This window comes from Pontibacter deserti, from assembly GCF_023630255.1.
Taxonomy (GTDB): domain Bacteria; phylum Bacteroidota; class Bacteroidia; order Cytophagales; family Hymenobacteraceae; genus Pontibacter; species Pontibacter deserti.
Window position 1 is genome coordinate 1,361,196 of sequence record NZ_JALPRS010000001.1, and the last position, 12,094, is coordinate 1,373,289.

The following is a 12,094-nucleotide window of genomic DNA, read 5'->3' on the forward strand; positions in this document are numbered from 1 at the left end:
TTCAAATACTAAAAAAGTTTACCTTTACCTTCTATGGAGATTCTAGTTGGTATAGCAGCTTTTTTAGTTGGTCTTATAGTTGCCTACCTGGCGCTTAAAGGTAAAATAAGTGCTTTGCAGCAAAGTATAAATCAGGCTGCTGTGGCGCAGGGTGTTTTGGAGGGACAGGCAAAGTTAAAAGCTGAAGAATCTGAGCAGCTGAAAGCACAGCTCCGCGAAACCCAGACCGAAATACTGGACCTGACCAATGCCCTGACAAAAGCCGAAACTGACTATGATTACCTGAACAAGCGCCTGCAGGAGCAGACAGCCGAACTGGAACAGCTTCGCGAGAAATTCCTGCAGCAGTTTACCAGCATCTCTAACCAGGTGCTCATGAACAACGCCGAGCACTTCAAAAAAGTCTCTGCCGAAAACCTGGAGCAAATTCTCTCACCGTTAAAGGACAGGATAAAGGAATTTGAAGCTAAGGTGGATGCCACCTACGAGAAAAGCCTGAAAGACAGTGTTTCTTTAAAAGAGCAGATAACGCAACTTGCATCGCTTAACCAGCAAATGAGCCAGGATGCCCTGAACCTGACCAAAGCACTGAAAGGCGAAAGCAAAACGCAGGGTAACTGGGGCGAATACCTGCTGGAAAGCCTGCTGGAGAAATCCGGGTTGCGCAAAGGCCTGCATTACGAGCGCGAAGAAGTACGCCAGAACGACGAGAGCAAAGTATACCGTCCGGACGTGATCATCCGCCTGCCCGACAGCAAGCACCTGATCATCGATTCCAAACTATCGTTGGTTGCCTACGAAGCCTACTGCAGCTGCGAAGACGATACCCAACTGGAGACGTACCTGCGCAGTCATATAAATTCTATTCGCACGCATTACCGTGATCTGAGCAGCAAGAACTACCATCGTTTAAGTGGCATCAACTCCCCGGACTTCGTGATGATGTACATCCCGATAGAGCCGGCCTTTAACCTGGCCCTGCAAAACGACCACGACCTGTTTACCGATGCATTTGAGAAGAACATTGTGCTGGTAACTACTTCTACCCTATTGGCAACATTACGTACAGTGGCCGGTGTGTGGCGACAGGAAGACCAGAAACGAAACGTGATACGCATAGCAGAAGAAAGCGGCAAACTATACGACAAGTTTGTAGGCTTTGTAGATGATCTGAAAACCATAGGCAAGCACATTGAGCAGAGCCAATCGGCTTATGGTTTGGCCATGAACAAACTTACCGAAGGCAAAGGCAACCTGATACGCAAGGTGGAACAGTTGAAGGAATTAGGTGCCAAAACCAGCAAAACCATAGATGAGAGCCTTCTACTGGAAGCGCAGATAACGGAAGAAAATTCTGAAATAAACCTATAGTTTACCTGGAGCAACTATAACCCATCTATAAAACCATGAAAAACCTGTTCCCTGCCCTGCTTATACTTGCAGGCACAACTTTATCTTGCCAGCAGCAAACCAATACGGCAACAGAAGTTCCTGAAACAGCAACTATAGCCACCGAAAGCACCGATGCTGCTGCCGTGAAGGTAATGCACCAGATGTTTGAAGCCTTTAACAGCCACGACCTGGCTGCCATGCAGACACTATATGCAGATAGTGTTGTGTTTATGTCGCCTGAAATGGAAAAGCCTGTTGTTGGGGCGCATCATGTAAAAACAATATACGGTCCGCTGTTTGAGATGGCACCCAATGTAAAAGATGAAGTAAAGCACTACATCCACAGCAATGGCGAGGTAGCAGTTGAGTTTGTATCGACAGGAACTATTGAGAACATTAGCCCTGATGATCCGGCACAGATGAAAGGCAAGACCTTTGAACTGAAAATATTTGCACGCCTGAAAGTAAAGGATGGGAAGATTATAGAAGACGTTTCTTATTTTGACCAGATGGCCTTTCTGAAACAAGTAGGTTTAATGGAATAATTTATGGACGCAGCTGTTTAACGGTTGCGTTTTTTTTATTTCTGACGTATTGGCTTTAGGAAGTATAAAAGCTGCTCGCATGGTTATTGCTTCTGCTTCTGTAACATTGTATCTTAGTAAGACAACCATAACTCACCTTATGAAAAAAATCATTTTAACCGGCTTAACGGCAGCTATACTTTTCTCCTGCACCAGCCAGAAAACTGAAACAGCAACTCAAACTACAACAACTGAGCAAGCCTCTGTAAAACAGGACGTGCAGGCTTTTCTGGACAGTTATGCTAAAACATTCCAGCAGCTGTATACCAGATCAGCAGAAGCAGAATGGGCATCTAATACAAAAATTGTAGAAGGTGATACGACCAATGCAGCTAACACGCGCCGAGCCAACGAAGCGTTTGCTGCTTTTACCGGTAGCGTAGAAAACATAGAGAAGGCTCGTGGTTTCCTGAAGCAAAAAGAGCAGCTGACTCCATTACAGGTGAAACAGTTGAATGCTATACTTTTTGCAGCAGCCAATAACCCTCAGACTGTACCGGATGTAGTAAAGGCCCGCATTAAAGCAGAGACTGAGCAGACCGAAAAACTTTACGGTTTTGATTATAAAATTGCAGGTAAGTCTGTTACAACCAATGATATTGACAACATCCTGAAAAGTGAGAACGACCTGAAAAAGCGTCTTGCTGCCTGGAATGCCAGTAAAGAAGTTGGACCGGGTCTTAAGCCTGGTCTGCTGAATCTCCGCGACCTGCGCAACAAAACAGTGCAGAGTCTGGGCTACGACGACTACTTTACATACCAGGCATCAGATTACGGCATGACCCGTGAAGAAATGATGGCCATGATGCAGCAGATAAACAAGGAGCTGTTGCCGCTGTACCGTGAACTGCATACCTACGCCCGGTATGAACTAGCCAAACAATATGGTGCCAAAGAAGTGCCAGATTACCTGCCTGCACACTGGCTGCCAAACCGCTGGGGCCAGGACTGGAGCCCAATGGTAGAAGTAAAAGGTATAAACCTGGATGGCGCCCTGAAACAAAAAGGAGATAAATGGCTGGTGGAGCAGGCAGAGCGCTTCTATGTAAGCCTAGGCTTTGATGAATTACCGGAAACGTTCTATACCAAATCGAGTTTGTACCCGCTGCCGGCAAACGCCAACTATAAAAAGAACAACCACGCATCGGCCTGGCACATGGACCTGGATAAGGACGTACGCAGCCTGATGAGCGTAGAGCCAAATTCGGAGTGGTATGAAACCACGCACCACGAGCTTGGCCACATTTACTATTACATGAGCTACACCAACCCGGATGTGCCGGTGCTGTTACGTAGCGGTGCAAACCGTGCTTACCACGAGGCTATTGGTAGCTTAATGGGTCTGGCAGCGATGCAGAAACCATTCCTGGCAGAGCTGAACCTGATAGACAAAAATGCTAAGACAGACGAGGTACAGACCTTATTAAAAGAAGCGCTGAGCTACGTTACGTTTATACCTTTTGCATCAGGTGTAATGAGCGAGTGGGAACACGACTTCTACGCTAAAAACCTGCCTGCTGACCAGTTGAACAAGCGTTGGTGGGAACTGGCTAAGAAGTACCAGGGTATGGTGCCGCCAACCGAGCGCGGCGAAAACTACCTGGACCCGGCAACTAAAACGCACATTAACGACGATGCTGCCCAGTATTATGACTACGCGCTGTCTTATGTGATCCTGTTCCAGTTGCACGACCATATCGCCAAGAACATCCTGAAGCAGGACCCGCACGCCACCAACTACTATGGCAACAAAGAAGTGGGCAAGTTCCTGAACGACATCATGTACCCAGGTGCATCGGCTGACTGGCGTAAAATGCTGAAGGAGAAAACAGGTGAAGAACTAAGCGCCAGAGCCATGGTAGCATACTTCCAACCGCTGATGGCTTACCTAAAACAGCAAAACAAAGGCCGTAAGTATACCATCTAAAGTATAGCTTATACTATAAAACAAAAGCAGCGACGGGGAGATCTGTCGCTGCTTTTGTTTTATACTTTGGAGATGATAACGGGCTGGTGTAGACGAAGTGCGAGGCAGAGTCGCAGCATAAGCATAACTTGTGTGCTTTGTTAGGTGGCGCTTTTCTCTACAGGTTTACAATCTCCCACTTGCCATTATCCTTCTTCAGCTTTACCATATATGGCTCATTCCAATAGTAAAATTCTTTTTTACCAGCGTCATAGTTGTATAGCTGCACCTTAACTTCGGCAGAGTTTCCTTTTATTTCTTCTCCAATAACTCTGGCACCGTCAAAATTGTCCATAGACTTGGTCCAGCGAAAAGAGTTGAAGAAGTCACACCCAATACTCTCGTAATCTTCAATTTCTTCAAGGTGCTTCTCTCTTTCAGCATACTTGAAGCTTTTGATACTGTTGATACAGTTACTGTAGTTTTCTACTTCTTGATTTATAAGCTCTTCGGAAAAGTGAAGCCTTCTTAGGTTAGCTATATATTGGGTATAGTCAAGAGTCATCATTCCTTCCTTGTCAGCCACAAACTTTGCCTGATATTCATTTGTCTCTTGGTTATTGGTCACACCTGCATACCAGTCAAAGAAATCTTCAGCTATTATACTTGGTTCGCTAGTGAAGGTATTGATAGGCTTTTCTGCTTTCTGCTCATTAGCTTGGCTGATAGGTGCGTTTGAGCCATCTGCTGATTCTTTTATGTGAGCCCTTTCTGCTGCAACAGGTTCTTCAGCTTCTTTCGATGAGGAAGAGTTACAGCCAAACAGAACAAGTGCTAAAAGTATAAATATGTTATTCTTCATAATCTTAAGTGACACCTAACGGTTAGTATAAAAGGCAAACAAGGCGAAGCTGAAGTTTGGTTTTTATACCTTGTTGGGGTTTCGTTTTTCTGTTTAACACATCCAGAACTTCTTGTTCATGAAGTCAATTATTGATGGTCCACCAGTACATCCACCGATTTCATCAAGATTTACATCTTTTCTGTCACGTGCTATTATACAGTCTCCAGATTTATGTTTGAGAATAATCCCTTCGTCCAGCACTTCACCCTTCTCTGCAGTCAATTTGCCGTCGCCTGCATAAATTACTTTTACTGAATCACCTTGAATAACTACAGTCACTTTCTCGCCCATAGATTTTCCATCCCATTCCGCGAAAGCGACGTCAAATCTGTATTCTCCATCAGGCGGTATCTCTAAACTATCTTTCTCAGTTGCCCTGCTGTGATTATCGGGTACTACTTCTGAGCCTTCATTATTTTCTATACTTGCTTTATCTGCTTCAGATGAACAGGAAAACAGTATTGAAGTAAAAAGTATCAATGAAGTCTTTTTCATAGTTCAAATGCACGCCAACGTGTTGGTATAGCAGATGGCGAGGCTTCAGCCGAAGGCTACCTGCTATACTTTGTTGGCTGGAGTTATTTTATCTCTTCAATTGCAAATGCGTTTGCAATGATGATTAAGTTATCATCTTCGTGAGGCTTACCAGAATTTCCATAAGGGTCTAAAGACAAATAGTAAGAACCATTTTCTTGCTTTACAAGAACTACATCAGAGTAATAGACGCTACCGAAATCTTCATTTATACTTACTTCAATCACCTGCTCAAACTTGAGTTTAACTCTACATTTTTCAAACTTCTTCTTATCTACTGACTTTCTTATAATTAAGTCGACTGTTGCGGCTGACTTGTTTCTTTCTTGATAATTCAGATTTGTTTCAATGGAAATGATTTCCCCATCACCTAGCACGTAATTTGAAAGCAAGTCTTCTAATTCCATTTTTCCTTGATTAAATTGCTGCCAACGTTACTCGTGCAGCCTATGCCCGAAGCATAGCGAGGGTTAAGGCTGCACCTTGTTATAGGGTTTAATTTTCTTTTTCCTTTTTTAGGCTATCAATATAGCTTGGATCTAGATAGTTTAGCCTTTCAATTTCAGAATAGGTGCCTACAGTTAAAGCTGTATAAGACATTTCTTCATCTTCATTGGACATACTCAGCTTTCCCATTTGTCCTGGATTAAATACTGCTAAACTATCCCTTGGTGGCTCGGTTGGTCTAGGGTTTATTGTTGTCTCATCGTTATAATCCCGTACATCAAGTACACCGATTTCTTTTCTTTCTCCTGCCTTTGTAACAAAGAAAAACTTTTGATTCAGTACTCCTTCATTCCTTTCGAATTGAGTGAAGAGTACGCCTGTTTCGGGTATTCGATAAATGCGTCTAAGCCCATCATATTCCTTTGCCTGCCCTTTTTCTTGGTCAAAAACCACATATATTGACCCCTTAAATCCTTCAGGTATTAAATAAATTTCTGGTCTTGCAAGTGAGCTTGAAATTGCGAATAATACGAACCCTACGGGCAGAGCAATAGCAGCAAACTTATACTTCCAGTTTTTCTTAGAAAGAATAATTATAGTAGCACCTAACAGCAAACAGGCAAAACCAAAGTACATTAGCCAAAAGGTCATGAACAGAAAAACCCCCAACAGCAACGTAGCTATGCCTACACCATAATACATATTTGAGTCTTTCTTACTCATACATTTTATACCCTATAACGTTACTCGTGTATAATGTGGGCAAGGCATAGCCGCAGACTAGATTATAAACCTTGTTGGGCAATGAATTATTTCTAGTTCTTAGTTTTACTCTTCCACTCTTCAAATACTTCCTTGCTTTTCCTACTTTCCTTTTTTGAAATTCTATAGCTATACAAGGTTAACTTTTTGCTGTCTTCGTCTTTGGTGTATTTGACATACTTCTCTAAATGCAGACCAATTAATTTTATGAAGACATCATCTTTCCTTTCTACAGTCAACTCGAATACACCATCAACATCAGTAACAACACCATTTTCTGTCCCCAGTTCGTGAATCATTACTCCAGGCAAAGGTTCATTCTTTTCAGTCATCACCTTGCCCTTGATTGTTCTTTTAGATTGAGAAAGTCCTTGTCCTGATGTAAAAGTTAGCAGGCTAATAAGTATGAGTAAAATGATACTGATTCTATCCATTCATAATTTCATTTACTGCCCAACTATTGTATATCAGGAGTACCTACTCCTGTTATCTGCACTATATGTGGAGGTGTTATATTTTATATTAGATCAGCAAATGCTCAAAACGGATCTGTTTGCTTATTAAAAGTAGTTAATCAATTCAACCTATAAAACAACATCAACCGGACTTATAACTCTCCCCTGCTGATAAGTACTCAAGAAATTCCCCAGTTTATCCATTGTCCGGCTCAGCTCTTTAGCTTCCGGTAAATATACAATCCTGAAGTGGTCGGGTTTGTGCCAGTTAAATCCGCCGCCATTTACCAGCAGCACATGTTCCGCAGCCAGAAAATCAAGTACAAACTGTTGGTCGTCCTGTATGTCAAACTTCTTCACATCAATTTTTGGGAAGAGATAGAAAGCCCCCTTCGGCTTAACGCAGGTAATACCTGGTATAGCAGTTAACTTTTCGTAACTGATGCGGCGCTGCTCCCCCAGCCTTCCAGCAGGTAATACCATGTCGTGTATAGTTGCCGGGGTTTCTAAAGCCACCTGTAAGGCCAGTTGTGCCGGCACATTGCTGCATACCCGCAAACTGGCCAGTGTGTTAAGGCCATCGATGTAAGCTGCTGCTTTGTGCTTTGCTCCGCTCACCAACATCCAACCAGCCCGAAAACCAGCTGCTAAATAATTCTTCGATAACCCACTGAACGTAACAAATAACACATCTTCTGAGAGCGTAGCCGTTGATATAAATTCAGTGCCATCATAGAGAATCTTGTCGTAAATCTCGTCCGAGAAAACAACCAGGTTATGTTCTTCCGCCAGCGTCACCAGCTCCTGCAAAAGTTCTTTGGAGTAAACTGCACCAGTAGGGTTATTGGGGTTGATGATAACTATAGCTTTGGTGCGGCTACTGATCTTACATTTAATATCAGCCACATCCGGAAACCACTCCGAGTCTTCATCACATAAATAATGAACAGCTTTGCCACCCGAAAAACGTACAGCTGCCGTCCAAAGCGGGTAATCCGGAGAAGGCACCAGCACTTCATCCCCGTCGTTTAGCAGCGCCTGCACCGATTGCATGATCAGCTCGCTCAGGCCATTGCCCAGGCAAATATCATTTACATGTATGTTGGCAATGCCCTTCCCTTCGTAGTAGCGCTTCACGGCTTCCCTGGAACTCAGGACTCCCTTATGATCAGAATACCCCTGGGCAAGGTGCAGGTTTTCAATAATATGCTGTGTAATGGCAGGTGGAGCATCAAACCCGAATGGTGCCGGGTTACCAATATTTAACTTGGTAATATAATGCCCCTGTAGTTCTAACTCTTTTGCCTTCTCGTATACTGGCCCACACAAGTCATAAGACACGTTATTGAGCCGCTCGCTTCTTTGTATCATCACATACAAATTTAAGCGAAATACACTTTAGTCCATATTACGCTCAGCCACTAGCACAAAATAAAAGCGGCTATACCTGACCTACAAGTATAGCCGCTCCTGGTAGTATAAGTTTATATGTTAGTAGTTTGCTTCCACAGCCGGAACATCTACCAGTATAAAAGATGCTTTTGAAGTAGCATGAAAAGAAATCATTTCCTGGTCTTCCAGCCTGATCTGGTCATTCTGCTCCAACTCTACACCATTAACTATAAGATTGCCATCCAGTACATAAATTAAACTTTTGCGAATCTTATAGGTCTGATAGTCCAAATCTTTGCCCTGACTGAAATTGCCGTAGTAAATAGTTGAATTGGAATTGATAAACACAACATCTTCCAGCACTTTCTGCCCGGTTACAAGTGGCACCAATTCATCTTTTGTATCCGTAAAGTCGATCTTCATGTGCTCGTAAGACGGTGCAAGACGGCGTTTATTAGGCAAAAACCATAGCTGCAACAAATGCACGTCTTTGTCAGATCTGTTTGCTTCCGAGTGTGTCATACCCGTACCGGAGGTCATTCGTTGCACCTCACCGGCACCTATTACCAGGTCGTTTCCTAAGTTATCGGTATGTGTAATTTCACCATCCAGCACAATTGTTACAATTTCCATTTCTGAATGCGGATGTGTAGGAAAACCGGAATCGGGGCTCACATAATCGTCATTAAAAACCCGGAGTGGGCCAAACTGTACGTTAGCAGGATCATAATAATCTGCGAAAGAGAAGAGGTAATTTGACCGGAGCCAATCTCCTGTTCTTGCTTCGTGGCGCTCGGAAGCTGTTATCTGTGTTATCATTGTGCTTCTATAAGTATAGGTTTGGCATACTACACACTAATTTATACTTGCTGTTAGCCTTTACGCATAATTGCAGATACTTGTTGAAAATGTATAATCTGGCAGGTACCTATAAACAAGTGCATAAAAAAATCCTGCACAGCGAACCGCACAGGATTTATACTTTATACTTAAGATATGCTTAGTCTACCTTCTTTAGTTTCTGCATTTCTTTCTGCAGATCTAAAACAATAGAAGAAAGCTTATCCAGTGAAAGATCAGCAATAGGGAACGTAGAACTAATATATGATTTAGCCTCCCAGATCTCCAGTATATCTTCTACATGAAGCTCATAAGGCGAGTATACCGGGTTATCTGAATGTAAACGCAGTACGGCTGCATCCTGTAACTTATTATAGATACGCTTGAAAACTACACCTTCTTTCTGGCTAACGATAATACAAGGAGTACCATCTTTTATAGTTTTCCAGTCTTCAATATAACGCCCGACAATAACGGTACCGGATGTAATTGGAAGCATGGAGTCGCCACTGATCTCAAAAGCACGGAATGTTCCGCTGTTACCCAACATTGGTAACCTGAAACGAGGCAATTCTTCTATAAACTCAGGATCAGCATATCCATTCAGGTATCCAGCGCTGGCTTTTAATGGAACCAGTTCAATGTTTTCTTTATCATCACCATCTACAGTTATAGCCAGCACGCGAAGTTTACCGTCTGTAGCTTTAGGTGTTGCCCCCACAGCAGGCGTATTTGCAAGATCTGTAGTTATAAGTTCATCAAGAGTGATGGAGAAAAGATGCGCAATATTAACAAGTGTACTTAATTTAGGCTCTGCTCTTCCCTCTTCGTAGGCTCCCACCAGCGATCTTTTTATATCAAGCTTTTCGGCAAGCTGCGCCTGGGTATATCCTGCTTTCTTTCGCAGGTATCTTAAGTTTGATGTTACCATATCTTCTAAGTGCCAATAATGTTAGCTCAAATTCTGCCATTCCACATACTATATGGATATGACATGTAAATATAAACATCACTTTGCTAAATTACTAACATTTTTAGCAAATTATTATTTTAGCATTTATTCTTGTTTGTAAATCCGAATGTCTTTCATAACACAAAATGAAATACATTTAAAGTACTATTTTATAAAATATTTTTAAATTTTAAAACCTTTTACAATTATAACTTTTTGAATTGTCACAAACTCCTTCCTATATTTACAGCAGGGTACAATATCATGTAAATGAATACATTGCACACAAAAATTAAGTTTAAAGAAAAACAGAAAGGCATTAAATATATTGCATTAAGTATATGTTCTGAGAACGCTTAACTTATTTAGTTATCTCACTACAACTACAAAGTACAACCTACTAACAATTGTGAGCTATTTTAAAATTGTTGTACCTCATATTGAACTAAATAAAGATTGTGGCGGTTACGCCCGAAAATCAGAAAGGTTACAAAAATAAAATTCAACTTATAGCCAAAATTTATCATGATGTCTAACAAGTTTAAGAAAGCCTTATCTCTGGCTGTTCTGGCTTCAGCTGTTACTTTAACCAGCTGCCAGAAAGAAGAACTGATGGAAGAGCAGTTCGATCAAACTATCACCTCTCAGGATCCGTTGAACGGTCAGCCAATTAAAGGCCAGTACATTGTGGTAATGAAAAAATCATCAAACGACCTAAGCGCAGTTCGTACTGGTGAAATGTCTGCAGGTGAGCGCGAAGGATTAAGAAGTGTTCGTCAGCGCATGCTTCGTAACCTGAATGTAGAGGCGTCTGCAGTGAAAGAAACTTTTGAAGGAACTATAAATGGTTTTGCAGCTAAACTTACTGAAGAGCAGCTAGCAGCTATTAAAAGTAATCCGGAAGTTGCCTATGTAGAGCAGGACAGAATTATTTCCTTAGGTAAACCTACAACAAGCGGTTCAGGTAAAGGCGGCAAAAAAACAACAACCTCTCCGGAGCCAGCTCCAGCCCCTACCGAACCTACCCCAACAGAACCTGCACCAACTGAGCCAGCTCCTACTGAGCCTACTCCGGTAGTTACTGAGCCTGCTCCAACTACTGGCACTTATACAACTATAACTCCTAAAACTGGTGAACTTGTGCCTTGGAACATCCAGCGTGTAGGTTATGGCGATGGCACTGGTAAAACAGTATGGATCATTGACTCAGGTATAGATACAGATCACCCTGACCTTACTGTAGACTTAAACAGAAGTGCTTCCTTTATCTATGGCATTACGTCTGTGGAAGATGGTTACGGACACGGTACTGTTGTGGCAGGTATCATTGCAGCTAAAAACAACGGTTCTGGTATGATCGGTGTTGCCTCTGGTGCTACCGTAGTTGCATTACGCGTATTTGATGATGCAGGCCAGGGTACAATGTCTCGTGCTATCTCTGCTGTAAACCATGTAATAAGTGTAGCGCAGCCCGGCGATGTTGTAAACATGAGCCTTGGTGGCGGTATTTCTTCTACGCTGGATAATGCAGTATTAACTGCAGCATCTAAAGGTATAAAGTTCGCTATTGCATCTGGTAACAGCGGCACAGACTGTATCAATAATTCTCCTGCACGCGTTAATGCAGCCGGAGTTTACACCGTAACAGCTATGGATCGTTATGATCGTTTCGGTACTTTCTCTAACTATGGTACACCAGTAGACTTTACTGCACCTGGCGTAAACGTAACCAGCACAGTAAGAAACGGAGGCATCAGCCACTACGAAACAGGTACTTCATTTGCTGCACCGCACGTAGCTGGTATACTTTTACTACAAGGCAAGGTTAACTCAAATGGCACTGTTACCGGCGACGTTGATGCTAACCCAGATGCCATTGCTGTAGTTCAGTAATCACATTACGTATAAATATAAAAGAGCCGGCTC

Annotated in this window: 12 protein-coding genes; 4 read left to right on the top strand and 8 right to left on the bottom strand. The window is 42.6% G+C overall.

Annotation, left to right across the window (positions count from 1 at the left end; genetic code table 11):
- Positions 1-33 precede the first annotated feature (33 nt).
- From rmuC to MJ612_RS05890, 3 genes are all read left to right on the top strand, one after another.
- Positions 34-1,371 carry a DNA recombination protein RmuC gene (rmuC, locus tag MJ612_RS05880; RefSeq protein ID WP_187030363.1) on the top strand — a complete coding sequence of 446 codons (1,338 nt, stop codon included), beginning with the start codon at positions 34-36 and terminating at the stop codon, positions 1,369-1,371.
- A gap of 35 nt (positions 1,372-1,406) precedes the next feature.
- The gene (locus MJ612_RS05885) at positions 1,407-1,937 is read left to right on the top strand and encodes a nuclear transport factor 2 family protein (protein ID WP_187030365.1); all 531 of its coding nucleotides are present in this window, start codon (positions 1,407-1,409) and stop codon (positions 1,935-1,937) included.
- A gap of 139 nt (positions 1,938-2,076) precedes the next feature.
- The gene (locus tag MJ612_RS05890) at positions 2,077-3,903 is read left to right on the top strand and encodes a M2 family metallopeptidase (protein ID WP_187030367.1); all 1,827 of its coding nucleotides are present in this window, start codon (positions 2,077-2,079) and stop codon (positions 3,901-3,903) included.
- A gap of 157 nt (positions 3,904-4,060) precedes the next feature.
- On the opposite strand, the gene MJ612_RS05895 is transcribed toward MJ612_RS05890, so the two are convergent.
- The 8 genes from MJ612_RS05895 to MJ612_RS05930 all read right to left on the bottom strand — a co-directional run bounded on the left by MJ612_RS05895 (position 4,061) and on the right by MJ612_RS05930 (position 10,147).
- Positions 4,061-4,744 (bottom strand): hypothetical protein, encoded by a 684-nt coding sequence (locus tag MJ612_RS05895; protein WP_187030369.1) that lies wholly within the window; start codon positions 4,742-4,744, stop codon positions 4,061-4,063.
- Between the two features lie 93 nt (positions 4,745-4,837).
- Complete coding sequence (locus MJ612_RS05900; RefSeq protein WP_187030371.1) at positions 4,838-5,281, bottom strand: hypothetical protein; 444 nt, start codon at positions 5,279-5,281, stop codon at positions 4,838-4,840.
- Between the two features lie 83 nt (positions 5,282-5,364).
- Complete coding sequence (locus tag MJ612_RS05905; protein WP_187030372.1) at positions 5,365-5,727, bottom strand: hypothetical protein; 363 nt, start codon at positions 5,725-5,727, stop codon at positions 5,365-5,367.
- A gap of 88 nt (positions 5,728-5,815) precedes the next feature.
- Entirely contained in the window at positions 5,816-6,490 is a 675-nt protein-coding gene (locus MJ612_RS05910) for a DUF6843 domain-containing protein (protein ID WP_187030373.1), read from the bottom strand.
- A gap of 92 nt (positions 6,491-6,582) precedes the next feature.
- Complete coding sequence (locus tag MJ612_RS05915; RefSeq protein WP_187030376.1) at positions 6,583-6,963, bottom strand: carboxypeptidase-like regulatory domain-containing protein; 381 nt, start codon at positions 6,961-6,963, stop codon at positions 6,583-6,585.
- 150 nt (positions 6,964-7,113) lie between these two features.
- Positions 7,114-8,355 carry a pyridoxal phosphate-dependent aminotransferase gene (locus MJ612_RS05920; RefSeq protein WP_187030377.1) on the bottom strand — a complete coding sequence of 414 codons (1,242 nt, stop codon included), beginning with the start codon at positions 8,353-8,355 and terminating at the stop codon, positions 7,114-7,116.
- 120 nt (positions 8,356-8,475) lie between these two features.
- Entirely contained in the window at positions 8,476-9,195 is a 720-nt protein-coding gene (locus tag MJ612_RS05925) for a pirin family protein (RefSeq protein ID WP_187030379.1), read from the bottom strand.
- A 181-nt stretch (positions 9,196-9,376) separates the two neighbouring features.
- Entirely contained in the window at positions 9,377-10,147 is a 771-nt protein-coding gene (locus tag MJ612_RS05930) for an XRE family transcriptional regulator (protein WP_187030381.1), read from the bottom strand.
- 546 nt (positions 10,148-10,693) lie between these two features.
- Here MJ612_RS05930 and MJ612_RS05935 point away from each other — a divergent pair.
- Positions 10,694-12,061, top strand: coding sequence for a S8 family serine peptidase (locus MJ612_RS05935; protein ID WP_187030383.1), 1,368 nt, complete (start codon positions 10,694-10,696; stop codon positions 12,059-12,061).
- The last annotated feature ends 33 nt before the right edge of the window (positions 12,062-12,094 follow it).

Coding starts and splice junctions, on each gene's coding strand:
- MJ612_RS05905 (WP_187030372.1), bottom strand. CDS start 5,727: ATGGAATTAGAAGACTTGCTTTCAAATTACGTGCTAGGTGATGGGGAA.
- MJ612_RS05895 (WP_187030369.1), bottom strand. CDS start 4,744: ATGAAGAATAACATATTTATACTTTTAGCACTTGTTCTGTTTGGCTGT.
- MJ612_RS05910 (WP_187030373.1), bottom strand. CDS start 6,490: ATGAGTAAGAAAGACTCAAATATGTATTATGGTGTAGGCATAGCTACG.
- MJ612_RS05925 (WP_187030379.1), bottom strand. CDS start 9,195: ATGATAACACAGATAACAGCTTCCGAGCGCCACGAAGCAAGAACAGGA.
- MJ612_RS05900 (WP_187030371.1), bottom strand. CDS start 5,281: ATGAAAAAGACTTCATTGATACTTTTTACTTCAATACTGTTTTCCTGT.
- MJ612_RS05920 (WP_187030377.1), bottom strand. CDS start 8,355: ATGATACAAAGAAGCGAGCGGCTCAATAACGTGTCTTATGACTTGTGT.
- MJ612_RS05885 (WP_187030365.1), top strand. CDS start 1,407: ATGAAAAACCTGTTCCCTGCCCTGCTTATACTTGCAGGCACAACTTTA.
- MJ612_RS05930 (WP_187030381.1), bottom strand. CDS start 10,147: ATGGTAACATCAAACTTAAGATACCTGCGAAAGAAAGCAGGATATACC.
- MJ612_RS05915 (WP_187030376.1), bottom strand. CDS start 6,963: ATGGATAGAATCAGTATCATTTTACTCATACTTATTAGCCTGCTAACT.
- MJ612_RS05890 (WP_187030367.1), top strand. CDS start 2,077: ATGAAAAAAATCATTTTAACCGGCTTAACGGCAGCTATACTTTTCTCC.
- MJ612_RS05935 (WP_187030383.1), top strand. CDS start 10,694: ATGATGTCTAACAAGTTTAAGAAAGCCTTATCTCTGGCTGTTCTGGCT.
- rmuC (WP_187030363.1), top strand. CDS start 34: ATGGAGATTCTAGTTGGTATAGCAGCTTTTTTAGTTGGTCTTATAGTT.